Source organism: Clostridium swellfunianum (assembly GCF_023656515.1).
Lineage (GTDB): Bacteria > Bacillota > Clostridia > Clostridiales > Clostridiaceae > Clostridium_AT > Clostridium_AT swellfunianum.
On sequence record NZ_JAMOFV010000006.1, the window covers coordinates 2363100 to 2386358 of the forward strand.

Genomic DNA, 23259 nt, shown 5'->3' on the forward strand with positions numbered 1-23259 from the left:
AAGAAACCGATAACAGACGATAACAGAGTGGAGGATATTAATGAAACGATTAATAAATTTCTTTTTATCAATTACGTTATGTATTTCTTTAACGGGAGTAAAAGTTTACGCGAAGGATTCAGAGCCTACAGTTTCCGCTGATAGTGCAGTTTTAATGGATGCTGAAACAGGCACTGTTTTATATTCCAAAAATATGAACAATGCTTATCCTCCAGCTTCGACCACAAAAGTAATGACAACTCTTTTAACTTTAGAAAAAACTAAGATGGATGATGTTGTTACAGTAGGAAAAAAAGTTCCTTATGTTGAAGGCAGCAAAATCGGTATTGCTGAAGGTGAAGAAATTAAAGTTAAGGATCTATTATACGGATTAATACTCATGTCTGGAAATGACTGCGCAGAAGCTCTTGCTGAGCATATAGGTGGTTCCCTGGAGGGCTTTGCTGCAATGATGAATCAAAAGGCAAAGGAGCTTGGCTGTGAAAATACAAACTTCGCTAATCCAAGCGGTTTGTATGATTCAAACCACAAAACCTCCGCAAAGGACTTAGCTCTTATAATGAGAGAAGCTGCAAAATATTCTGAGTACAGAGATATCGCTTCTACCTTTGCTTATAAAATTCCAGCAACAAACAAACATCCGGAAGGGATAAATCTTGGAAATGAGAATAAGCTTCTAAATAAAAATTCTAAATATTATTATCCAGGTGCTGAGGCAGGCAAAACAGGCTATACTGTTCAATCTCTTCACTCCTATGTAGCCAGCGCCAATAAAAATGGTCAAAGATTGATTGTTGCCTTAGTTCACGACAAGGAAAAAATGTTTTATGAGGATACTAAAAAACTGTTTGATTACGGCTTTAAAAATTTTGAACTTGTTAAACTTTATAGTAAAGGCGATATTGTGGATACCATCACAGATGGCGACCTTAAGGTTCCACTAACTGCCTCAGATAATTATTTTTATGTTAAAGAAAAGGGCTCTCTAGATACACCTAAGATGGACATTGAAAAAGTAGTCCTTACAGACAAATCCTTTAAAATTGGTGATAAGCTTACAGAAGCTTCAATGACTCTTGAGGATAAGAAATTGCCAAAGCTTCAGCTACAGAGCGGGGTTGACCACGAAATAAAATCAATCTTTAATTCTACTGTGGCAGCTTCTAAAAGCGAAAATAAAAATATCATTTATCTATTTGGTGCATTTCTTGGGTTATCAATAATAGTGATTGCAGCTATACTTAAAAAATCTAGAAAAAGACGCTCAATATACAAATAAGCAGGTAAAATTACCTGCTTATTTGTATAAGAAGCTCCTTCATATCCTTTGGAAGCTCAGTTTCTAAATTTATTACCTCACCTGTTCTTGGGTGAGGAAAAGCTAATTTGTAAGCATGAAGAGCCTGCCTTCCAATAAGATGGCTGTCTCCTTCCACACCATAGAGATTGTCTCCATAAATAGGATGTCCTAAATGGCTTAAGTGAACCCTTATTTGATGGGTTCTTCCTGTTTCCAAAGTAAGTTTAACAAGCTCACCCTCTTCATAGCTTTCCAAAACCTCATAATGAGTTACACTTCTTTGGCCTCTCTCGTCTACCACTCTTCTTATGCTGTCGTCTGTTTGCCTGTATATAGGAAGATCTATGGTACCCTTTTTCTCTGACAAGTGCCCATGAACTACAGCCATATAGCTTTTTTCAAACTCTTCATTCTGCATGTCCCTTGCTAGAGCCATATGGGAAAACTGATTTTTAGCTATTATTATAAGTCCTGAAGTATCCATGTCAAGACGGCTTACAAGCCTTACTATAGTATTTTCACCCTTTTCTCTAAAATAGTATAAAAGGCCATTTGCTAAAGTTCCAGTTGGATAGCTTTTTGTTGGGTGCACCACCATGTTAGGAGCCTTGTTTACAACAATAACATCACTGTCTTCATAGGCAATGCTTATATCTATTTTTTCAGGCTCAATATTTTGGCTTTCCTCTTTATTTACCTCAAAGGTTATTACGTCTCCCTGCTTCAGCACATGATTTAACTTAGCTCTCTTATTATTAACCTCTATTCTGCCCTGCATGGCAGCACCTTTAATAAGCCTTCCAGAAAGTTGTGCTACTCTTCTTAAATACTCTCTAAGCTTTACGTTATTGTCATCTGCTTCTACTTTGTATACTAACTTGCTGCTCATATTTGTTTCCACCTCAAAAAATTAACTGTGTCTTAAAAACCCTATAACACAGTTAATTACGCTTCTTATTTACTTAAACTATTATATCAAATTTTTATCCTTTGTGAACAAAAACTATTTATTCATGGCTGATTCGTAGTGCAAGTTTCTTAGAATATCCTTATTCTTTTTCTCGTCATAAATTAAATAAGAAATTCCATCTATATATTCTGCATCTCCCTTTATGGTGGAGAATTTTATTTTAGACTTATCTATTTTAGTCATGGTGTATCCGTATTTTATAATATCCTCTGCACTCATGTTAGTCTGAGAATATTTTGGTATTATGGACAGCATGCTTGGAAGCTTTGTAATAATAGAAGGACTTTTAAGTTTTTCAGCTACCTTGCTTATAAAGATATGCTGATTTTCTATTCTTCCAAGATCTCCATCAGCTAAGCCAGAACCATCATTATTCTTTCTCCATCTAAAGAATTCCTCAGCTTTCTTTCCATCAAGCTGAACAACCTCCCCTTTTTTAAAGTGAATATGTAAATTTTGTGCTGGATCGTCATAGTCCATCCTGTTGTTGATTTTCACTTCTATAGGGCCAATGGTATCAATTATTTTTCTAAAGCCTTCATAGTCTACTTTGCCGTAATAATTAACCTTAATGTCCAGAAGTTTTTCCACCGCATCAATTAAATACGCAGGGCCGCCAATTACATGAGCTTCGTTTATTTTTTTATATTTATTGTTCATAACTATTAGAGTGTCTCTTGGTATTGATATGACATTTACTTCCCCAAGCTTTGGATTATAATTCATTAACATTATTGTATCTGTTCTTTTTGCATTGTCGTTTTTAGAGCCTACAATACCTACATCCACCCCCATGGCAAGTATATTCACCGGCTCATCTTTTTTAACCGCTGTGGGCTTTATCTTTGCAGCCTCATTTCTGCCGCTTATCTGCTGCAGAAAACTATATACGTAACCAAAGGATGCTAACCCTAAGCATATAACCAAAGATACAAAAACCAATATGAAATTTCTAAACTTGTTTCTATTTTTAATATTCCCCATGTTCTGCTCTCCTAAGTTTTATCTACAAGTATGCTGTTTCTAGCTTCTATGGTGTCAAGGTGCAGAAGCTGGCCTCTACTTATTACATACTTTATTGTATTGTCAAAGGATAAAAGAAGTGCTTCATCTAAATTTTCATAGGCTAGCTTCCTAAGCTCCTCCACTCCAGGGAAGTTTCTCATTGGTTCAATATAGTCTGCTATGTAGATAATCTTATCTAAAAGAGTCATAATTTTATTCCCTGTGGTGTGGAATGCAATTGAGCTCAATACTTCTTCATCTTCTATACCCATAATTGTCTTTGCAACCAATGCTCCAGCTAATCCATGCATTAAGTTTGGCGTTCTCTTATATATCCCTTCTATATTATAACCATTTTTTGCTATAATATTTATTATTTTCTCATCTTCCATATTTTTAGCACAATCATGTACAAGTCCTGCAAGATAGGCTTTGTCCCTATCAGCCTTGTAATGCTCTGCAAGCTCTACAGAAGTATCTCTTACCCTTAAGCTGTGCTCATACCTTTGCTTATTTAGGTTTTCCTTCAAATACTCAAGTATCTTGTCTTCGTTCCACATAAATCCTACTCCTCCCCCTTAGAATTGTATATTTCAAGTTCTAAAACAGTATTATAAACATTTTCCGGAAGCAGATAGCTTGCATCTCTTCCTTTCATTATCATTGTCTTTATTGCAGTTGAAGAAATATCGAAAAGATTAAGGTCTAAAAAAATTATTTCCTTGCCATATTCCTGTTCAACCTTTTTCTTCTGCTCTAAAATTTCTTCCTTTTTATAGCCTGGTCTATTGAACACCACAAGCCTGCTTGCATTTAAAATCCTGTCTACATTCTTCCAATAACCAAGCTCCACTAGGCAGTCTGCTCCTGTTATAAAATGCCATTCTGTATCAGGCTCGACAGCTTTAAAATGCTCTAAGGTCTTATAGGTAAAGCTTAAATCTTTTTCTTCTATTTCATAGCTGCTTATACTAAATTTCTTTTCATTTCTAACAGCCATTTTAACAAGCTCATATCTTATTCCTGCATCGCTCTTTCGTCTATCCGTCTTATGAGGCGGATTTCCAGAAGGCATAAAAATAACTTCATCAAGTCCTAATACATTCAGAGCCTCATGTGCAATATAAAGATGTCCATTATGTATCGGATCAAAGGTCCCCCCAAATATTCCTTTTTTCAATACGTACACCTCTTTTCTTATGGTTTTAAGGTAGCACAGCTTACCGTATGAACAGAGAACAGATTCATTGTAGAAACCATTGAGCAAGGATAGGACTTTCTTTCAGAAGAGAACAGCTTCCTAGATAGAGCTACCCATATGGCCTCGCGGGAATCTGACACTACCTTTTTAAAAAAAGCACGTATTTATTGTAGGATTTATATTCTTTACAAAAATACATGCTTTTGATGCTACCTATGCAGTTATGGCAATTCTATCTTTGGTTTCTTTTCTGACTTCCTGTAGATTACAAGCTTGTTGCCTATAGCTTGAATTCCTTCGCAGCCAAGCTCAGAACAGATTATGTCTGAAGCTTCTCTTGCTTCATATCCGCTGTTGTTTAAAACCTTTATCTTTAATATCTCTCTTGCTTCAAGGGCTTCATCCAGCTGTCTGAAGAAGGTGTCTTCAAGACCGCCTTTTCCTATTTGAAAAATAGGCTCCATAGTGTTAGCAAGAGACCTTAAATAACTTCTTTGCTTGCTTGTTATCATTTAATGGTTTCACTCCTATTACAGTAAAAATTCAAATTCAAAATCGTTCAATCTTACAATATCTCCGTCTTGAATGCCAATTTCCATAAGTTTGTCAAGAACACCCTTGTTTCTTAGAACCTTATGGAAATACTTCAAGTGGTCAGGATCATTTACATTCACGCTGGCAAGAAGTCTGTCAACAAAGCTTCCTTCAACAACGTAAACTCCATCTTCTCTTCTGATATCGTAAGTAAATCTCTTTTCTTCTGGAATAAACTTATCTTCTTCAGCTATTTCAAGCTCCTGTACAGGTATTGTGGTTAGTATTCTTGCAGCTTCCTTTAAAAGCTCCTCAACGCCTGTATTTGTGGCTCCAGAAATCTTGAATACCTTGTCATAGCCAAGCTCATTAACTTTTTTCTTGAAGTCTTCAAAAACCTCTTCATCATAAAGCATATCAGCTTTGTTTGCTGCAATTATTTGAGGTCTATCCCAAAGCTTAACGCTGTACTTTCTAAGTTCTTCGTTTATCTTTAAGAAATCATCAAAAGCATCTCTTCCTTCTACACCGGAAATGTCAACTACGTGTATAAGAAGTCTTGTTCTTTCAATGTGTCTTAAAAAGTCTAGTCCAAGTCCAACGCCTTCAGCTGCACCTTCTATTATACCAGGAATATCTGCCATTACAAAGCTTTGAACTCCTGGCACACTTACCACCCCAAGGTTTGGCTTTAAGGTTGTAAAATGATAGTTTGCTATCTTTGGTCTAGCCTTTGAAACTACAGATAAAAGAGTTGATTTTCCTACGTTAGGAAAGCCTATAAGACCAACGTCTGCAAGAAGCTTAAGCTCAAGCTCAATGTTTCTTTCCTCTCCAGGCATTCCTGGCTCTGCAAAGTTTGGTGCCTGTCTTGTAGCAGTTGCAAATCTAACGTTTCCTCTTCCGCCTTTTCCGCCTTTTGCAATTACAATAGAATCTCCAGGGTGTGAAAGGTCTGCCATTATCTTATTTGTCTCAACATCTCTAATTATGGTCCCCATTGGCACCTTAATGTGCAAATTTTCTCCATTCTTTCCAAAGCAGTTGGAGCCTGAACCATTTGTACCTCTCTCAGCAGCATACTTTCTCTTGTAAGTAAAGTCTAAAAGAGTAGTCATGTTAGGGTCAACTGTTAAAACTATATCTCCACCCTTTCCGCCATCTCCTCCATCCGGTCCGCCAAGAGGAATATACTTCTCTCTTCTAAAGGAAACAGAACCATCTCCTCCATCACCTGATTTAACAAATACTTTAACTCTGTCAATAAACATAAATCTACCACCTTTATATCAACAACTATTAGGCTGATTTCTCAAATTCCATAAATATATTATTGACTAATTTATATATTTTATTTTACACTTCTACAAATTGTTAAATAAATTCACCATATTTAAAAAGCACCCATAAGGGTGCTTTAACTTATTACTCAGCTATTTGTTCTTCAACATCAACTGGGTAAACACTTGCTTTTTTCTTGTCTCTTCCAAGTCTTTCGTATCTAACGATACCATCAACTGTAGCGAAAAGAGTATCATCTTTTCCCTTACCAACGTTAGTTCCTGGATGAAGCTTAGTTCCTCTTTGTCTTACTAATATGTTTCCAGCAAGAACAAATTGTCCGTCAGCACATTTAACACCAAGTCTCTTGGATTCACTGTCTCTACCGTTTCTTGAGCTACCTACTCCTTTTTTGTGAGCAAATAACTGAAGGTTCATAACTAGCATAGTATTACACCTCCTCTAATTCAACTTTTATATAATCACCGTAATTTCCTTCTATACTTTTCATTCCAATAAGCATAGTTTCTAATAGTGTCTGACACTTGTCTATGTCCTCTAGAGAAAGCTGCCTAAAATCCATGCTTAAGAAACCATCCTCAAGTGATATAGCAGGTTTTACACCTAAAACATCAGTTACACCATTAGCAATGGTAAGCGATACTGCCGAAACAGCACTGCATACCATATCATATCCTTCGTCTACGGACTCAGCGTGTCCACTTAGATTTACAGATATGATATTGTCCGAATCCTTTTTAAAAATCGCACTAATCATATATTAAGCGTTTATCTTTTCGATTTGGATCTTAGTAAATGGTTGTCTGTGGCCTTGCTTTCTTCTGTAGTCTTTCTTTCTCTTATACTTGAAAACTATAATCTTCTTAGCTTTTCCTTGTGCTAATACTTTAGCAGAAACGCTAGCTCCTTCAACTACAGGCTTACCAACTACTAAACCATCTTCCTTACCAACTGCTAAAACGCTGTTAAGTTCAACTGTTCCATCTACTTCTGCATCTAGCTTTTCAACGTAGATAACGTCTCCCTCTTTAACTTGGTACTGTTTTCCTCCAGTAGCAATAATTGCGTACATTAAAATACACCTCCTCAAACCAGTCTCGCCATCTCAGGTACACTCAAAAGTGATTTAAACCTTATGTGTGCGGTCTACAAAAGCCATTTTAACACACAGGGTCAGGTTTGTAAAGAAGAATTACCCATATATCTTGTATTTTTTCATGTTTTCTATGTGATTTGAAAGAATTAGCGGTTCTATTTTAAAATATTTCTCTTCTTCTACAAATTTTACGTATATGTTAAGCTCTCTACCGACAATGCTGTCTATAAACCCAGCAAGCTGTTTTTCTATGTCTGCCTTATATGTTTTATTAAGTTCTAGATATATATGTTTGCACTTATGCTCTTTCACAAGCTTCTCTACTTCGTTTCCTATAATTTCGGTTAAGTACCAAAGCCTTATCCTTCTGCCCCTGCCCATACAGCTGCTGCATTCTTCTTCAATATATTCTGCTATTGGCTTGCCCTTTCGCTCCCTTGCTATCTGCACTAAATTAAGTTCGGTAAAAGGGTAAATATTTGTTTTTCTTTTATCTCCTTCAAAAGCTGCCTTTAGGGTGCTTATAACCTTCTCTTTGTATTCCTGCTTCTGCATATCTATAAAATCCACAAGTATTATTCCTGATAGATTTCTGAGCCTTACCTGTCTTGCTATTTCCTCTGCAGCTTTTATATTTGTATCAAAAACAGTTTTTTCTATACTGCTTCCCTTAGTATTTTTGCCTGAGTTTACATCAATAACCTGCATAGCCTCAGTTTTGTCTATAACTATGTAGGAGCCTTCTGAAAGCTGCACCTCACGCTCTCTAAGCTTTAATATTTCTTTTTCTATTCCATAGCTTGCAAACAATGTTCTGCTGTCTTTGTGAAGCTTAAGGCTGCAGTTTAGTTCCTTAGCAAGCTCTAAAAACTTCTTAAAGTAATTATAGTGTTCTTCACTGTCCACTATAACACTTTCAGTTTCTTCATCTACAACATCGCGTATTAGTTTTTCAATTATCCCCTCGCCGCTGTATAAGAGCTTAGTCTTAGTTGAATACTGGCTTTCTCTTTTTATTTCGGAATAAATACTGTAAAGCTGCTCAATTTCCCTGTTGATTATCTCCACAGCAACCTTAACTGCATTGGTTCTTAAGGTTATCCCTACATCCTCAGGCCTGACTGAACTTTCTTTCACACTTGCCTTGAAGCTCTCATCCTTAATCTTTTTAGAAAAATTTATGCCCTTGTTCAAGGTTTCAAGCACAACATATCTTCCAGGTATAGTTATGGCGCTGGTGACTTTAGGTCCCTTGTCTCCAACAGCTTCCTTTAATACCTCCACCATAATTTCATCATTTTTCTTTATGTTAGTATTATTAAACTTTCTGTCCAAATACATGTAACAATTTTTTTCATAGCCAATATCAATAAAAGCGCATTTTATAGCAGGAACAATGTTTTTCACTACACCCTTGTATATCTGCCCAGGCTGAGGCTCTGAAGTTTGTTCTTCAATAAGACATTCAATAAGGGTTCCATCCTTTAAAACAGCTGCTCTTAAAAAGTTTTCTTTTCTCTCTATGTAAATTTCCTTCAAAACTAAACACCTCTTTATATAGGAATAAATGAGCTTAACAATGAAAATAATCCATTATTAAGCCCCCTATATTATAACCTTACATAGTCACAAAGTGAAACATATTTATCCTTAAGCTGAACATACATGTCTTCTCTCATTATGTCAACAAAGGCATCTTCCTTTATCCCTGCTGTATTGTTCTTTATAAATTGAGCCAAAAGATCTGCGGAAAGATTTTCTCTGCTGCCGCTTGAAACTAAGGCTGTAATTCTAACACAGTCTTCTTCAATTGTGTAGGAAAAATCTCTAATCATGCCCCTAATGTTAATAAGCTTTTCTCCGTTTTTAGTTTTTTTAATTATATTCCACTCAGATTGCTCAAATAGCTTTGAAAACTCCTCTGATAGTTTTTCGATGCTGCTGTATTTTATAGTTATTATATATTTTGCTGCATCCACCAAAGCCATGGAAGGTGGTACTTTTTTGCCTTCTCCTGCTTCTTTCACAGGAGCAGCGTCTAAAAGCCTTACTCCAGCAGGCGCGTTGTTATTAAAATCAGCAATTATTTTGCTTTCAGAAACCTCTTCTGTAAGCACTATATCCATATATTCGCCTGTGGAATACATTCCAACAGAAAGCGGCTGAGCAAGCGAGGTACTCATATGCGGGTTAAAGCCCTTTGAATATTCTACAGGAAGCTGTGACCTTCTTACAACTCTCTGAATAGTTCTTAAAAGATCTAAATGAGAAACAAATTTAATGTCCTTTTCCTTACTGAACTTTACGAGATATCGCACCTTCAAAACACTTCCCTTCTCTAAAGTTTACATTAACTCCGCATAGTGTACAGCCTAGTCTGCAGTCTGGAGTAAGGCTTGCACTCTTAGCCTTTTCATTTTCCTTTATTAAAAACTCCTTATCTACTCCAATATCAATGAAGTCCCAAGGAAGTATTTCTTCATAGCTTCTGTCTCTATAAGCATAAAAATCTCCGTCAACCCCGCACTCTTTAAAAGCATCCATCCAAATATCAAAGTTAAAGTACTCTGACCAGCCGTCAAATCTTGCGCCTTTTTCAAAGGCTTTTATAAGCACGTCACAAAGTCTTCTGTCTCCTCTTGCAAAGATAGCTTCAAGATAGCTCACGTAGGATTCATGCCAGCTGTAGCTTATAGCTCTGCTCTTTATAGTGCCTCTTATAGCTCTTATTTTTTCTCTTACAAGCTCCATTTTGTCCTGAGCTACCCATTGGAAAGGAGTAAAAGGCTTAGGCACAAAAATTGAGCTGCTTGCAGAAACCTTAAGACCTTTGTTTCTTATATCCTTAGGAACTTTATAGTATTCCTCAACTACCTTTTCAGTCAAATAAGCTATTCCTTTTACGTCCTCCATCTCTTCGTATGGAAGGCCTATCATAAAGTAAAGCTTTATAGTTGACCAGCCTGATTCAAAGGCGCTTCTAACAGAGGTTATTAAATCTTCCTCAGTAACGCCCTTGTTTATTACGTCTCTCATTCTTTGAGAACCTGCTTCAGGAGCAAAGGTTAAGCCTGATTTTCTAACCTTTTGAATTTCCTTTATTAAATCTACTGAGAATGAATCTATTCTCAAGGATGGCAGAGAAACCCCTACTTTTTTATCCTGATATTTTAAAACCATTGATTGAACAAGGTTTTCTATATCTGAATAGTCGCAGATGCTTAGAGAAGATAGTGAAACCTCTTCATAGCCTGTATTTAGTATCAGGCCTTCCACCTGCTCCATAAGCTTTGAGGTTGTCTTCTCTCTAACAGGCCTATAGATTATTCCAGCTTGGCAGAAGCGGCAGCCTCTTGTACAGCCTCTGAAGGTTTCCAGCACTATTCTATCGTGAACTATTTCAGTGTAAGGTACTATCAATTTATCTGGGAACACATTATCATTTAAATTTGTTATTATTCTCTTTTTAACCTTAGCTGGTACATCCTCATGTATTGGCTTCATTTCCTTTATTGTATCGTCTTCCTTGTAGGAAACCTCGTAAAGGCTTGGTACATAAACACCTTGAAGCTTTGCAGCAGCTCTTAAAAATTCCTTCTTACCCTTTAGCTTATATTCCTTGTAAAGGTCTAGAAGCTCATTAATAATTTCTTCTCCCTCGCCTATAACAAACATATCTGCAATGTCGTATAAAGGTTCTGGATTGTAAGCGCAAGGCCCGCCGCACATAACTATAGGATGCTCCTCGCCTCTTTGTGAAGCTCTAACAGGAATTTCTGCCATATCAAGCATGTTTAGAATATTTGTATAGCTCATCTCATACTGAAGAGTGAAGCCTAAAAAATCAAATTCTGCTAGTGAGTCCTTGCTTTCAATGGCATAAAGAGGAATGTTGCTTTCTCTTAAAAGCTTTTCCATGTCTGGCCATGGTGTAAAAGCTCTTTCGCAAAAGGTGTCTTCTCTTTCATTTAAAACATAATAAAGTATTTTAGTTCCAAGGTGAGACATTCCTACTTCATATACATCTGGAAAGCAAAAGGCATATCTAATATCAACCTTGCTAGGGTCCTTGCTTGCAGAGTTAAACTCTCCACCAATGTATCTAGCTGGCTTTTCAACTCTATATAAAATATCATCCGTAACTTTGTTCATTAGTTTCCTCCTTTGTAGTAACACTGGGTAGTTTAAGTGTCTTATTCCATTACAAAAACTGAGCAACCTAAAATGTCAGCTTATGCCCACAAGTTTGTCGTCAACACTCATTTATAGTTTTTACCTCACAAACTGCCCGTTAAAGCCAATTTAAGACTTTAACCTCATGAATTAAGTTCTGTTTTAAAATAGTTTTGATGCAGAGGGAAAATTTTCATCGTAGAAGCCTTAGGGCTTCAAAACAAAGGAAAGCTTAGACTTTCTTATTTCAGCGAACGGCTTTCTAGATGAAGCTTCCCTTTGCAAATCAGCACTATTTTAAAACAAAGCCTTAGCATAAATCACGTTATATTTTAACATTTAAAAGCATTAATAACAATTGCTTAATCAAATGTTTTCTTCCCTTATATCCATAAAATCCTCGAGATTTATGTTTCCATGCACCTTGAGGGCGTCAATAAGCTCCTCTTCGTAGATGATATCCATTACCTTCATATCGTCATCAAGAATGGTGAAGATGTTGTATTTGCTTTTGTCCACAAGACTCAAAGTTGTTATGAGATCTTTTTTGTAATGCACGGAGATGCCCTTATTTTCAATATAGCCATGCTTTAGAAATTTAATCTTCTTTTTAACAATATCCGCCATAATAATATAAACTATCCTTTCCTTTTCCTTATAGGATGAATGAATAATAAAAGCTGAAATTATACCAATATTTATGTTTATGGTTTTAAAAAACAGCAGAAATATAAAAATCAACAGCAGCACCGCGCCTTGAATAATGCTGCATTTTATCATAAGCTCATTGGCTCTTTTATAAATTGTTTTAAGACTAAGCACTGCTCTAAGAACTCGTCCCCCATCCAGAGGAAAAGCGGGTATAAGATTAAAAAGGCCTATGGTCAAATTGCCCATATACAGAGGATAAAAGATATCCCCTACATAAGTTCTATATAAAAAATAAAAAACAGCCGCTGCTGTCAAATTTAATACTGGCGCAGACAAGGATATGATTATATCCTGTTTTGGAGTTGCATCATCCAATTCTTTAAGTGAAAGCCTTGCCCCAATGGGAAGTATTTCAATATCGAAGCCTGAAAAGCCAAGTATAAGCGCTGTTATATAATGAGTAAATTCATGTAAAAGCACAATTAAAAAGGCCATTGCTACCTGACCTTTAAAACCTATAAATAATAAAAATAAAAAATATGGGAAGAAGAATTTATTAACCTTTATCAAGTGATGCCTCCATAACAAATTGCTGCAAAGGTGTTATTTTTTAGCAAAGCTCATATAATCCTTAGGATTCTTGCTTTCTCCCATGTACATAAGCTCAAAATGAAGATTAGGAGTATGTGATTCTAAAGTTTTGCCAGATTTCCCTATAACCTGGCCTTTCTTTACATTGTCCTCAATCTTTACTGATACTTCATTAAGATAAGCATATTTTGTTTCTATGCCTAGACCATGGTCAATAATTATATATTTTCCAAGTTTACTATCCTCGCCAACATCTTTTACTTTTCCTTCAAAGGTACTTAACACAGCTGTTCCTTCCTTAACCGATATATTAATACCCTCATTGTTTTTGCCTCCAACAGCTTCTGTATTTATTACAGCTCCTTCAACAGGAAGCATAAAGCTGTCCTGAAGCTTTTCCTTAAGAGTTTTTCCTCCAGTGAGCTTAGATTTAATGCTGTCCATAAAATCTAAGGACTTTTCTTCAACAGATTTAAAATCTAAAGTTTTAACGCTACTTACAGCAGAAGCATAATCGAATTTTTTATTTAAAACATCCTTAGAATATTTGTAAGCTGCGGCAGTTTGAGGAGTAACAATCAATTTACATCCAATAACGAATATAAAAAGAATAAATACCCCTATTAACTCTCTCATAAATCTTTTTAAAAAATAATTTCCGTCTAATTTAAAGGTACTGCTCTTATTCCTTCCATAGCTGTAGCCACCATAGTTTTTTTTCTTATTTACAAGTGTGCTGTAGTAGTTTTCATACTGAGAATTATAACTTCCCATACTTTACCCTCCCTCTTTTATCTTCAAAGTAATTCCTTTTGCTCTTATGAAAAATAATTTTACTACTTATATATATTTAAGGAGAGTACTTAATATGACTAAATAAAAAAGGCTGCACCAGGCAGCCTTAGCTTGTTAAAATATATGATTTTTTAAAGCTTTTACAAAAATTTCTGCAGAGCCAATATTGGTTGCAAGCGGTACATGATGCACGTCACAAATTCTTAAAAGCGCACTTACATCTGGTTCATGAGGCTGTGCAGTAAGAGGATCTCTTAAAAATATAACAAAATCCATATCCCCTTCAGCAAGCTTGGCACCTATCTGCTGGTCCCCGCCTAAAGGTCCAGATAAAAATCTATGCACTTTAAGGCCGCAAACTTCTGAAATAAGCCTTCCTGTAGTTCCAGTTGCATAAAGCTGGTGATCTACAAATACTTCCTTGTATCTTGCTACAAATTCAACAATATCATCTTTTTTCTTGTCATGAGCAACTAAAGCTATTTTCATGATAATGTCCCCCTTACGTTTTGTATATATTAAAAATTGATTTTTTTCTTTCTCATACCCACATTAAGCACAAGCCCGATGGACATAAAGTTAGTTAATATAGAGCTTCCGCCGTAACTCATCAGTGGAAGAGTTATTCCTGTTATAGGCATTATACCTATAGTCATTCCTATATTTTGAACTATGGAAAATATATAGGTGGATATAACTCCTGTGCATAAAATTGCTCCAAATAAATCCTTTGAGTTTACTGTAATCTTAATAAATTTTATAATTAACACTGCGTATATTATAAGCAGAGCAATTGCCCCAATCATTCCCCATTCCTCGCCTACTACGGCAAATATAAAGTCTGTATGAGCTTCTGGAACAAAGCCGCCTGCTATCTGTGTACCCTTCAAAAATCCTTTTCCAAGTATGCCTCCTGAACCTATGCCTGTCATTGAAGATATAAGTTGAAGTCCTGCTCCAAGCTCGTCTGCTTCTGGGTTAAGAAAGGTTGTAAGTCTTACCTTCCAGTAAGGAGCCATAAGCGGAGAATTCCATATTACTGCTATGAGCACCACCAGCGCGCCCAATCCCCATAAAATAACCTTTGAATTAAGTCCCGCAGCATAAAAGATACCAAGCACTATAAAAAAGGAAACCATGGTCATACCCATGTCAGGCTGTATAACTATTAAAGACATTGGAAGTATGGCATAAAAGCACAGTATAAAAAAGTTCTTTACATCGTTTATATTGCCTTCCATATCCTCAAGCTTCTTAGCCAGCATTATAATCATGCCTATCTTTGCAAACTCCGAGGGTTGAATACCTCTGCTTCCAATAGATATCCAAGACCTAGCTCCATTAGCAACGCTTCCAAAGATATCATTTATAAGAAGAAAAACTATGGAAGACCAGTATATAAGTCCCGCATGATTCAATATAATAGAGTAATCAAAAAGCAGTATTACATACAGTAAGCCAAGACCTATAAACAGCCAGGCAACCTGGAGCTTAAGGTAAGAAGTACCGTATTTTAATCTAGTAGCACTATATATGTTTATTGCTCCAAAGAGCACTATAACTATCGAAATTATTATAGCTCCGTAATCAAGCTCTTTCAAAAGTTTGCCGTTTATCTTAAGTTTTTCAAACATCAACATCCTCCTTATTGTCTAAAGGCTGAACAATTAAAGGCTGTTTACGACCCTAAAAAATTGCTCCTCATTGTCCCTAATGGACTGTTAGCTATATCACAAATAACATTATACCAGTACACTTTAAAAAAAGCTATGTATAATATTCAAATTATACATAGCTTAAATTCTTAAATTTTTATATTGTAAAATTGTTAAATTCTTATATTCTTTTCTTCATACTCTTTATAGGGATACTTGCAACAAGCGCAGGTGATGAACCCTCTGATTCTTCGGTTCTAGTAAGCTTAACTTCAATATCATTATTGTCAAATTCAGCGTAGGAAGACAGAACCTTTAATATCTCGCCCTTTATAACTTCAAGAAACTCAGGAGAAACGTCTGATCTGTCATGAATTAATATAAGCTGCAGCCTGTCTTTTGCAACTTCCTTAGGAGATGGCTTTGAAGAAAAAATTTTAAATAAATCCATCTGTACCCCTCCTAGCGTGATTTGAAGAAGAATTTTTTAAGAGCGTTTAAGAATCCACTGTCTACATTATCAAGAGACATTAAAGGAACTTCTTCACCAGTAATTCTTCTTGCAATATTTTTAAATGCTTGTCCTGAAAACGCTTTATCGTCAAGTACTATAGGCTCTCCCCTATTAGTTGAAACCGTTACATTCTTGTCATCAGGGACTACGCCTAAAAGCTTAACTGCCAAACATTCAAGTATATCGTTTATGTCAAGCATATCGCCGTTTTTAGTCATTTCGTAGTTTATTCTGTTTATAACAAGTTCATGTCTGTCAAGTCCCTTAGAATCAAGCTTTCCTATAACTCTATCCGCATCTCTAACTGAGGTAAGCTCAGGATTTACTACCACTATAGCTCTGTCCGCTCCAATAATTGCATTTTCAAAGCCCTGTTCTATACCTGCTGGACAGTCTATAACTACATAATCAAATTCTTCCTTAAGCTGTTCAATTAGTTCAAGCATTTTTTTAGGCTCAATATCATTTTTGTCTCTAGTTTGAGCGGTAGGCAAAAGGAAAAGATTATTAAACCTTTTATCCTTTATTAAGGCAGATTTTAATCTGCATCTGTTTTCAATTACATCAACTAGAGTGTTTACGATTCTGTTTTCCAGACCCATTAAAACATCTAGGTTTCTAAGGCCTGTATCACCATCAACAACTACAACCTTTTTTCCCATTGCAGCTAGTGCAGTACCGATATTTGCAGTAGTCGTTGTCTTTCCAACTCCACCTTTTCCTGAAGTCACTACTATAGCTTCTCCCATGTTTTCCACCATCCTAAATAAATTTATTAAACAAGTAAGGCTCAACAATTATGTTATCATCCTTAACCTTAGCTACCTCTGGAAATTGAGGCTTTATTCCGTCATCTGGAGACCGAGTCATAATATCTGCAATTTGAAGTATTTCAGGCTGAAGACTAAAGGCAGCTATTATAGCCTTGTCGTTTCCTCCGAAACCTGCATGAGCATGACCTTTAAGCGCTCCTAATACTACAATATTTCCTCCTGCAAAAATCTCCGCCCCAGGATTTACATCTCCAATAATCACAACATTGCCTGAATAATTTATGCTCTGACCACTTCGGACAGTCTTTCTTAGAAATTTTGTACGTCCTTCATATATTCCCGAGAAAACCTTGCTTGTTTTTTCTTCCTTATCTTCAAGTATACAATCCTTTATCATAAATTCATCGAACAATGTATCCTTGAGTCTTCTAAGGTCTCTCTCGTTTATGTATTTTAACTCCGTAGTTATCCTAAGGGTAGCCCCCTTGTAGAATTTTTTTCCTCTTTCAAGCTTTTCCATAAGGGCTTCCAACATATCATCAAAATCTCTAAATTTATTCATGCTAATTACTGCGTATAATCCATCCTTGTTTCCTTTGATTTGAATTTTGTCGTCAACCATAACAAACCTCCAAATAAGAGCATAACCATATATTATAATTCAACAAATTTTATTAAAATCCTTCTTATAAGCAAAAAATTGTGCCTAAAAATAAAATTAGACGGAAAATCCGTCTAATTTGTTTTATTCAATAGGTTCAGCAACTACCTTGAAGGTAGGAGTGTAGCCCAGTGCATCTAATTCTTCTTTAAAATAAGCTTCATACATAGCTCTTGCTACAGGTGCTATATAGCCTCCGTGACCACCGTCAAATACCATTACAGCTACAGCAATTCTTGGATTTTCATAAGGAGCAAAACCTACATACACACCGTTTGAGGTTCTTCCTATTTCATCTTGAACGCTGCTGGAGGTAGCAGAACCCGTTTTACCCGCTGTAGCAATCGGAAAACCACTAAACACATATCTTGCGGTACCATCTTCACCAGAGTTAACCGCCTGCATGCCTGCTTTAACTGCTTCTACAGTAGAAGGCTTTATACCTGTGTTTTCAATAATTTGCGGCTTGGTTTCCTGAATAACCTTGCCGTCCGAATCCAATATTTTATCTACAAGATGCAGACTATATCTGTTTCCGCCATTTACAATTGTTGCTACATAATTAGCAAGCTGCAGTGGTGTAAAGCTGCTCATACCTTGCCCAATGGATGCATTGTACATGTTACCCTGAGTTATAACCTGAGTATGTCCGTCATAAATAGCAACCTGCCATATCTTTTGCATAATAAAGTTCATATAGCTGCTAGTTAAGGTTTTACCCTTATATTTTGAATCTGTAGATATTAGACTGCTAATTTGTGCTCTTAAATCTTTTTCTGGAAGCTTTCCTTCCTTAATAGCATCTTTAATTTTTTTCTTTATATCATCTTTTTGCTTTTTAATATTATCATTATCAGCCGCGTCATCATATAAATCAATAGATATGAAATCCTGATGACTGTTTAGTCCTGTGCCTTGCTTCAAGGACTCCATAATGCTCCAAAGGAAGCCCTGAGCTACTCTTTCTGTATTTGATGCAGTGTTAAACACCTGACCGAAGTTTTCAGCTATTTCAATGCCAGTAGATGGCTTTGTATTGGAATTAGGATCAACTCCAAGTCCAAACTTCCAAGCATACTGCGCCAAAATATTATCGCCATGTGTTTCTCTTAACAATTGCCCAACCCTCATGAAGTAAGGGTTACTTGAAACCGCTAAAGCTCTTGTTAAAGCAACTCTTCCCGCACCAGAACCATTATCATAGAAGGTTGTAGTAAAGCCTTTTCCATCATTAAATACAGCATGGTCATCCACAACAGTATTCGGCGTAATAACTCCAGATTCAAGCCCTGCAATTGCTGTCATAGGCTTAAAGGTAGAACCAGGAGGAGTTAAGGAAAAGGTTGCATAGTTGAACAAAGGCTTTGGTACAAAGTCAAAGTTATCAGCCCTCTTTCCTGTCTTAGAGTTCACAGGAAAAAGCCTTTCTATTAATGCACTGCTCAAGCCTCTGTTTTTTCCATAAGCTGCATAGTCAGGATTAAAGTATTTATTAAAAGCTTCTGTTGAAAGACCTTTTGGATCCGAAAAATCATTAGGATTAAAACCCGGTCTTGATACTAACGCTAAAACTGCTCCCGTATTTACATCGATTGCTACAGCAGCACCTCTGGTAGCATTTGATGTATCAACGTCTTTTTTCCTTCCCTGCTTCTGAAGATCCAGCATAACCTTGTCAAGCGCTGTTTCTGCGGCATACTGAACGTCCTTATTTATAGTAAGCTTAATTGTCTGACCTTGAGAGGACTCTCTGCTGCCAAGCTCCTCTATAACCCTTCCCTGTCTGTTAAGTTTAACTACCTTGCCGCCCTTTGTTCCTTTAAGCCTGTCTTCAAAGACTCCTTCTATACCTTGTATGCCGATATAGTCAGTATTTACATCGTAGCCTTTTGCCTCGTACTTCTCATGGTTTGAACCTATTTTAGATATATACCCTATAACGCCAGATGCAAGCTGTCCATATGGATAAAATCTCATAGGCTGCATAGAAATATCAACTCCAGGAAGATCATTTAACTTCTGGTAAAGGATATATGCCGCTTCAGAATTGATATCACTTGCTATTGTAACTGGCTTGTAGCCTGAGAAGCTCTGCATCTTTAAGGCATCCTTTACAAGAATATATCTTCTTTCAAGCTCTAACTGCTTTTCAGGCTGAAGTTTTGTAGCTTCAACATTACACTTATCATAAAGCTTCTTAAAAAGCTCATCCTTCTCAGCTTTTTTGGACTCCTCCAAATATCGTGAAAGCAGCGTTTTTAACTCCTCATCAGCTGTAGCCTTATATTTTGATGCTAGCTTTGTTAAAGCTTCCTCTGGTGAACTATTATAAAGATTGATGACCTTTTTAAATATACCTTCTGGAGAAACTCCATACTGTTCTACAAGATAATTGAAGGTTTCCTCAGGGGTTATCTCAAGCAGTTTTTCATTTACTGCTTCAATTTGCTCATCATTAAGCTTATCCTTGTTATCTGGGAACAACTTTTTCTCTACTTTATCATTCATTCCCTTATCTCTTTTAAATTTAATTTCTAAAGCTTTTTTGGTGTCTTCATCCTCCGCTTTAAATTCAAATCTAAAAGGATTTATTTTAAGTTCTAATTCGTCCTTTTGAACTACTTTATTTTCATCCAATATTTTAAAGAGAGTATCCATTGTGTCAAAGAAATATTTCAAGCTATCTTCAGTTTCTCCAAAGGTAAGATTATAGCTTTGTACACTTTTTGCTAGTTCTGCACCACTGCTATCTAAAATCTTACCTCTTGGAGCATACTCTGAGATTTCAGTTATTGCTTTTGTATTGGCTTTTTCCTTATACTCATCGGCTTTTACTATTTGAAGCACCGCAAGCCTTGACACAATAGCTGTAAACACTAAAGCCATTACGATAAGAAGAGAGGTGTATCTGTTAAACTCTTTTTTCTTTTTGTTCATTGGCTCATCCTTCCTTTTATCTATTTATCATAAAAACTCCATTTTCTCTGCATATATTCCTTTAGGCAGAGCCTATAAACCCATCTGTACATAAATATAGCAACAAGCATTGAATACAAACTGTTGTATAATACGTTTTGGATTGGAATATAAACCTTGGCAATATATAAAATCACAAATACAATTATACCCTTTAAAAGAGCTAAAGCAAAAGAGGAAACTACAGGTATAAGACCTTTTTCCTTAAAAATCCCTATTCCTATAAAACCTGCCAAAGTGCAGATAAGCATATTCGAAAAGGCATTTACTCCAAAGCCGCTGAAAAAATATATATCCTGAAGAAAGCCGGATAAAATCCCTATCCACAGCCCCTCAAAGCTTCCGTTCATAATTGAATAAAGCACGACAAATACTGTAAGAAGGCTTGGGTAGAAGCCTCGAACTGCAAAAAAAGGAACAAGTGTGTTATCCAAAATAAGAAACAACACACATATAAATAGTAAAGTAAACAGTTTTTTCATAACTTCACACCTTAATATTTTATCTCTCTAATATCTTTTGGTACTACAACTAAAACCTGATCAAGCTTATTGAAGTCTACATAAGGTTCTATAATGGCATTCTTCATAATCCTTCCCTTATCCTCTTCAATATCTATAACCTTGCCTATTCTTATATTTTTAGGATACAGATTTCCAGAACCTGAGGTCAGAATTACATCATCCTTATTAATTTTGAAATCCTGATGCAAATAGTAAAGCTTTGCTAAAAACTTATTATTAGCATCCTTATAGCCTCTAACGATACCAATTGTTTCATTAGTGCTTTCAAGCATACCGCTTACTGCAATATTTTCACTTGAAAGTGACTCAACCTTAGACCAATTTGATGCTGTAGAAGTTACTTGTCCTACCAAACCCTTTGGAGTAACTACAACCATCCCTTTCTTAATTCCATCCTTAGTACCTCTGTCTATAATAAAACCGTTAAGAAAGTTTCCTCCGCTTCTGCCAATTACATTGCTTCCAATATAGTTGTACTCCGTGTACTGGTTTTTGTAGTTTAAAGCTTCACGAAGGGCTTCATTTTCCTTCATAAGGCTGTCTCTCTCTATAGCCTTTTGCTCTAATTCGTCATTTCTCGCTTTAAGAGTTTCGTTTTCTTTCTTTACATTTGTAAAATTAAATACAAAGCCCAAGGAATCCTTAATTGCATATCCAGCTTTGTAAATCAGCCCCTGAGCTGAATTCAAGGTAGAACCCGCACCACTTTCTACCATAGATAAGCTTTCCCTCTTGACACTTACACCTATTAGTATTAAAAAGCTAACTGACAGTATTGTGATAGTTACTGCCAGTTTGTTCTTAAAAAAAGTCATATATTATCTTTTTCTGCTTACTTTGTCTACATTGTCTAGGGCTTTTCCTGCACCTAAAGCAACGCAGTCAAGAGGTGAATCTGCTATGTGTACAGGCATATGTGTTTCGTGGTTAATAAGCTTATCAAGACCTTTAAGCATTGCGCCTCCACCTGCCAGCATAATTCCCTTATCCATAATATCGGCTGCAAGCTCAGGTGGTGTTTTTTCAAGAGTTGTTTTTATAGCTTCGATTATTGATGCTACTGGTTCTCTTAGCGCCTCTCTTACTTCGCCTTCAGTTATATCAACAATCTTAGGAAGTCCGGAAATTAAGTCTCTTCCTTTTATCTGCATTGTTCCTTCATTTTCTGATTCAAAAGCAGAACCTAGCTCCATCTTAACAGCTTCCGCTGTTCTTTCTCCAATAGCTAGATTGTATTCCTTCTTTATATAATTAATGATTGAACTGTCAAGTTCATCGCCAGCAACTCTCAAGGACTTGCTTGTTACTATACCACCAAGAGATATAACAGCTATTTCAGTTGTTCCTCCCCCGATATCAACAATCATGCTTCCTGTAGGTTCGTTAACTGGAAGCCCCGCTCCTATTGCAGCAGCCATTGGCTCTTCCATTAAAAGAACTTCTCTAGCTCCTGCAGATTTTGTGGCTTCATCTATAGCTCTCTTCTCAACCTCAGTAACTCCTGAAGGGAAGCACACAACTATTCTTGGGCTTGTAAAAGCACTCTTTGGGCTTATCTTCTCTATAAACTTTTTAAGCATTGTTTGAGTTACGTCAAAATCTGCTATTACTCCATCTCTCATAGGTCTTATTGCAGCTATGTTTCCAGGTGTTCTACCTATCATTTGCTTAGCTTCAAGTCCTACAGCAAGAACCTTTTTTGTGTCATTATTAATTGCAACAACTGAAGGCTCTCTCAAAACTATACCTTTACCTTTTACATATATAAGTGTGTTTGCAGTTCCTAAATCTATACCCATATCCTTGGATATTCCAAAAAATCCCATTTAAAAAATCTCCTTTCAAATTACAAAATGCCTTTTTCCTTAAGGCTTATATAAGTGCCATTTCCTATAATAATATGATCTAAAAGCTCAATACCAAGCAGTTTGCCGCACTCTTTAATCCTGTGGGTTAAATTAATGTCCTCGCTGCTTGGAGTTGGATCCCCTGAAGGATGATTGTGACTTATTATAATAGAAGCACTGCCTTTTTTAACAGCCTCGGAAAATACTTCTCTTGGATGTACTATGGAAGAATTCAGGCTTCCAAGTGAAACATCCTTAACTGTGATTACTATATTCTTAGTGTTAAGCATAATTACTTTAAGACATTCCTGTTTTAAATATCTCATGCTTTCCATTAGAAGCTCTGCTGCGTCCTTTGGCTGTGAGATTTTATATTCATCTCCAGACTTAAAGGATTTAAATCTTTTAGATATTTCAGCCAGCGCTAAAAGCTGTGCGGCCTTAGCTTCGCCAATACCTCTTAAAGCTAGAAAATCCTCGCAGCTTGTGGTTAAAAGGCCATTTAAGCCTCCTGTTTCCTTTAAGATTCTGTTGCTTAAATTTACTATGTTTTCATTTGAGTTGCCTGTTCTTAGTATTATAGCAAGGAGCTCACCATTTGATAAGGTTTCTGCTCCATATCTTACAAGCTTTTCTCTAGGTCTCTCACTCTCTGGCAAATCCATAATTCTAAGTGCTTTTTCCATTTAAG

At 36.2% G+C, this 23259-nt stretch carries 25 protein-coding genes; 1 reads left to right on the forward strand and 24 read right to left on the reverse strand.

What is annotated here, in order from left to right; all coding sequences use genetic code 11:
• The first annotated feature begins 40 nt into the window (after positions 1-40).
• Positions 41-1279 carry a D-alanyl-D-alanine carboxypeptidase family protein gene (locus NBE98_RS11175; RefSeq protein WP_250815030.1) on the forward strand — a complete coding sequence of 413 codons (1239 nt, stop codon included), beginning with the start codon at positions 41-43 and terminating at the stop codon, positions 1277-1279.
• A 10-nt stretch (positions 1280-1289) separates the two neighbouring features.
• Here NBE98_RS11175 and NBE98_RS11180 read toward each other — a convergent pair whose 3' ends face one another.
• The 24 genes from NBE98_RS11180 to radC all read right to left on the reverse strand — a co-directional run bounded on the left by NBE98_RS11180 (position 1290) and on the right by radC (position 23254).
• Positions 1290-2189: an RluA family pseudouridine synthase gene (locus tag NBE98_RS11180; protein WP_250815031.1), complete on the reverse strand. Its 900-nt coding sequence runs from the start codon at positions 2187-2189 to the stop codon at positions 1290-1292.
• 114 nt (positions 2190-2303) lie between these two features.
• Positions 2304-3254, reverse strand: coding sequence for an LCP family protein (locus NBE98_RS11185; protein ID WP_250815032.1), 951 nt, complete (start codon positions 3252-3254; stop codon positions 2304-2306).
• Positions 3255-3265: 11 nt separating this feature from the next.
• Positions 3266-3835 carry a bis(5'-nucleosyl)-tetraphosphatase (symmetrical) YqeK gene (gene yqeK, locus NBE98_RS11190; RefSeq protein ID WP_250815033.1) on the reverse strand — a complete coding sequence of 190 codons (570 nt, stop codon included), beginning with the start codon at positions 3833-3835 and terminating at the stop codon, positions 3266-3268.
• A gap of 5 nt (positions 3836-3840) precedes the next feature.
• Positions 3841-4464 carry a nicotinate-nucleotide adenylyltransferase gene (gene nadD / locus NBE98_RS11195; RefSeq protein WP_250815034.1) on the reverse strand — a complete coding sequence of 208 codons (624 nt, stop codon included), beginning with the start codon at positions 4462-4464 and terminating at the stop codon, positions 3841-3843.
• Positions 4465-4697: 233 nt separating this feature from the next.
• Positions 4698-4988 (reverse strand): YhbY family RNA-binding protein, encoded by a 291-nt coding sequence (locus NBE98_RS11200; RefSeq protein WP_250815035.1) that lies wholly within the window; start codon positions 4986-4988, stop codon positions 4698-4700.
• Between the two features lie 18 nt (positions 4989-5006).
• Positions 5007-6281, reverse strand: a complete 1275-nt coding sequence (obgE, locus tag NBE98_RS11205; RefSeq protein WP_250815036.1) for a GTPase ObgE — start codon at positions 6279-6281, stop codon at positions 5007-5009.
• 154 nt (positions 6282-6435) lie between these two features.
• Entirely contained in the window at positions 6436-6738 is a 303-nt protein-coding gene (gene rpmA, locus NBE98_RS11210) for a 50S ribosomal protein L27 (RefSeq protein ID WP_250815037.1), read from the reverse strand.
• 4 nt (positions 6739-6742) lie between these two features.
• A complete protein-coding gene (locus NBE98_RS11215; RefSeq protein ID WP_250815038.1) occupies positions 6743-7069 on the reverse strand; it encodes a ribosomal-processing cysteine protease Prp in 327 nt (108 codons plus the stop codon).
• Between the two features lie 3 nt (positions 7070-7072).
• Entirely contained in the window at positions 7073-7384 is a 312-nt protein-coding gene (gene rplU, locus NBE98_RS11220) for a 50S ribosomal protein L21 (protein ID WP_250815039.1), read from the reverse strand.
• A 120-nt stretch (positions 7385-7504) separates the two neighbouring features.
• Complete coding sequence (locus NBE98_RS11225; protein WP_250815040.1) at positions 7505-8947, reverse strand: Rne/Rng family ribonuclease; 1443 nt, start codon at positions 8945-8947, stop codon at positions 7505-7507.
• Between the two features lie 71 nt (positions 8948-9018).
• Positions 9019-9732: a TIGR03936 family radical SAM-associated protein gene (locus tag NBE98_RS11230; RefSeq protein ID WP_250815041.1), complete on the reverse strand. Its 714-nt coding sequence runs from the start codon at positions 9730-9732 to the stop codon at positions 9019-9021.
• Positions 9701-11560: a TIGR03960 family B12-binding radical SAM protein gene (locus tag NBE98_RS11235; RefSeq protein ID WP_250815043.1), complete on the reverse strand. Its 1860-nt coding sequence runs from the start codon at positions 11558-11560 to the stop codon at positions 9701-9703. Before NBE98_RS11235 ends, NBE98_RS11230 begins: the two co-directional genes overlap by 32 nt.
• 387 nt (positions 11561-11947) lie before the next feature.
• Positions 11948-12802: a M50 family metallopeptidase gene (locus NBE98_RS11240; RefSeq protein ID WP_250815044.1), complete on the reverse strand. Its 855-nt coding sequence runs from the start codon at positions 12800-12802 to the stop codon at positions 11948-11950.
• Between the two features lie 33 nt (positions 12803-12835).
• The gene (locus NBE98_RS11245; protein ID WP_250815045.1) at positions 12836-13597 is read right to left on the reverse strand and encodes a M23 family metallopeptidase; all 762 of its coding nucleotides are present in this window, start codon (positions 13595-13597) and stop codon (positions 12836-12838) included.
• A 135-nt stretch (positions 13598-13732) separates the two neighbouring features.
• Positions 13733-14107 carry a methylglyoxal synthase gene (gene mgsA / locus NBE98_RS11250; protein ID WP_250815047.1) on the reverse strand — a complete coding sequence of 125 codons (375 nt, stop codon included), beginning with the start codon at positions 14105-14107 and terminating at the stop codon, positions 13733-13735.
• A 29-nt stretch (positions 14108-14136) separates the two neighbouring features.
• Positions 14137-15252, reverse strand: coding sequence for a rod shape-determining protein RodA (gene rodA / locus NBE98_RS11255; protein ID WP_250815048.1), 1116 nt, complete (start codon positions 15250-15252; stop codon positions 14137-14139).
• 202 nt (positions 15253-15454) lie between these two features.
• Entirely contained in the window at positions 15455-15724 is a 270-nt protein-coding gene (gene minE / locus NBE98_RS11260) for a cell division topological specificity factor MinE (protein WP_250815049.1), read from the reverse strand.
• Positions 15725-15735: 11 nt separating this feature from the next.
• Complete coding sequence (gene minD, locus NBE98_RS11265; protein ID WP_250815051.1) at positions 15736-16536, reverse strand: septum site-determining protein MinD; 801 nt, start codon at positions 16534-16536, stop codon at positions 15736-15738.
• A gap of 13 nt (positions 16537-16549) precedes the next feature.
• Positions 16550-17182 carry a septum site-determining protein MinC gene (gene minC / locus NBE98_RS11270; RefSeq protein WP_250815053.1) on the reverse strand — a complete coding sequence of 211 codons (633 nt, stop codon included), beginning with the start codon at positions 17180-17182 and terminating at the stop codon, positions 16550-16552.
• Positions 17183-17305: 123 nt separating this feature from the next.
• Positions 17306-20158, reverse strand: a complete 2853-nt coding sequence (locus NBE98_RS11275; protein ID WP_250815054.1) for a penicillin-binding transpeptidase domain-containing protein — start codon at positions 20156-20158, stop codon at positions 17306-17308.
• A 20-nt stretch (positions 20159-20178) separates the two neighbouring features.
• Positions 20179-20679 carry a rod shape-determining protein MreD gene (gene mreD / locus NBE98_RS11280; RefSeq protein ID WP_250815055.1) on the reverse strand — a complete coding sequence of 167 codons (501 nt, stop codon included), beginning with the start codon at positions 20677-20679 and terminating at the stop codon, positions 20179-20181.
• A gap of 11 nt (positions 20680-20690) precedes the next feature.
• Positions 20691-21536, reverse strand: coding sequence for a rod shape-determining protein MreC (gene mreC / locus NBE98_RS11285; protein ID WP_250815056.1), 846 nt, complete (start codon positions 21534-21536; stop codon positions 20691-20693).
• A gap of 3 nt (positions 21537-21539) precedes the next feature.
• Positions 21540-22547 (reverse strand): rod shape-determining protein, encoded by a 1008-nt coding sequence (locus NBE98_RS11290; RefSeq protein ID WP_250815058.1) that lies wholly within the window; start codon positions 22545-22547, stop codon positions 21540-21542.
• Between the two features lie 20 nt (positions 22548-22567).
• Positions 22568-23254: a RadC family protein gene (radC, locus tag NBE98_RS11295; RefSeq protein WP_250815060.1), complete on the reverse strand. Its 687-nt coding sequence runs from the start codon at positions 23252-23254 to the stop codon at positions 22568-22570.
• Positions 23255-23259 lie beyond the last annotated feature (5 nt).

Coding starts and splice junctions, on each gene's coding strand:
- NBE98_RS11290 (WP_250815058.1), bottom strand. CDS start 22,547: ATGGGATTTTTTGGAATATCCAAGGATATGGGTATAGATTTAGGAACT.
- minC (WP_250815053.1), bottom strand. CDS start 17,182: ATGGTTGACGACAAAATTCAAATCAAAGGAAACAAGGATGGATTATAC.
- mgsA (WP_250815047.1), bottom strand. CDS start 14,107: ATGAAAATAGCTTTAGTTGCTCATGACAAGAAAAAAGATGATATTGTT.
- rplU (WP_250815039.1), bottom strand. CDS start 7,384: ATGTACGCAATTATTGCTACTGGAGGAAAACAGTACCAAGTTAAAGAG.
- NBE98_RS11275 (WP_250815054.1), bottom strand. CDS start 20,158: ATGAACAAAAAGAAAAAAGAGTTTAACAGATACACCTCTCTTCTTATC.
- NBE98_RS11180 (WP_250815031.1), bottom strand. CDS start 2,189: ATGAGCAGCAAGTTAGTATACAAAGTAGAAGCAGATGACAATAACGTA.
- NBE98_RS11200 (WP_250815035.1), bottom strand. CDS start 4,988: ATGATAACAAGCAAGCAAAGAAGTTATTTAAGGTCTCTTGCTAACACT.
- NBE98_RS11235 (WP_250815043.1), bottom strand. CDS start 11,560: ATGAACAAAGTTACGGATGATATTTTATATAGAGTTGAAAAGCCAGCT.
- mreC (WP_250815056.1), bottom strand. CDS start 21,536: ATGACTTTTTTTAAGAACAAACTGGCAGTAACTATCACAATACTGTCA.
- radC (WP_250815060.1), bottom strand. CDS start 23,254: ATGGAAAAAGCACTTAGAATTATGGATTTGCCAGAGAGTGAGAGACCT.
- yqeK (WP_250815033.1), bottom strand. CDS start 3,835: ATGTGGAACGAAGACAAGATACTTGAGTATTTGAAGGAAAACCTAAAT.
- NBE98_RS11245 (WP_250815045.1), bottom strand. CDS start 13,597: ATGGGAAGTTATAATTCTCAGTATGAAAACTACTACAGCACACTTGTA.
- minE (WP_250815049.1), bottom strand. CDS start 15,724: ATGGATTTATTTAAAATTTTTTCTTCAAAGCCATCTCCTAAGGAAGTT.
- NBE98_RS11175 (WP_250815030.1), top strand. CDS start 41: ATGAAACGATTAATAAATTTCTTTTTATCAATTACGTTATGTATTTCT.
- NBE98_RS11185 (WP_250815032.1), bottom strand. CDS start 3,254: ATGGGGAATATTAAAAATAGAAACAAGTTTAGAAATTTCATATTGGTT.
- mreD (WP_250815055.1), bottom strand. CDS start 20,679: ATGAAAAAACTGTTTACTTTACTATTTATATGTGTGTTGTTTCTTATT.
- obgE (WP_250815036.1), bottom strand. CDS start 6,281: ATGTTTATTGACAGAGTTAAAGTATTTGTTAAATCAGGTGATGGAGGA.
- minD (WP_250815051.1), bottom strand. CDS start 16,536: ATGGGAGAAGCTATAGTAGTGACTTCAGGAAAAGGTGGAGTTGGAAAG.
- rpmA (WP_250815037.1), bottom strand. CDS start 6,738: ATGCTAGTTATGAACCTTCAGTTATTTGCTCACAAAAAAGGAGTAGGT.
- rodA (WP_250815048.1), bottom strand. CDS start 15,252: ATGTTTGAAAAACTTAAGATAAACGGCAAACTTTTGAAAGAGCTTGAT.
- NBE98_RS11215 (WP_250815038.1), bottom strand. CDS start 7,069: ATGATTAGTGCGATTTTTAAAAAGGATTCGGACAATATCATATCTGTA.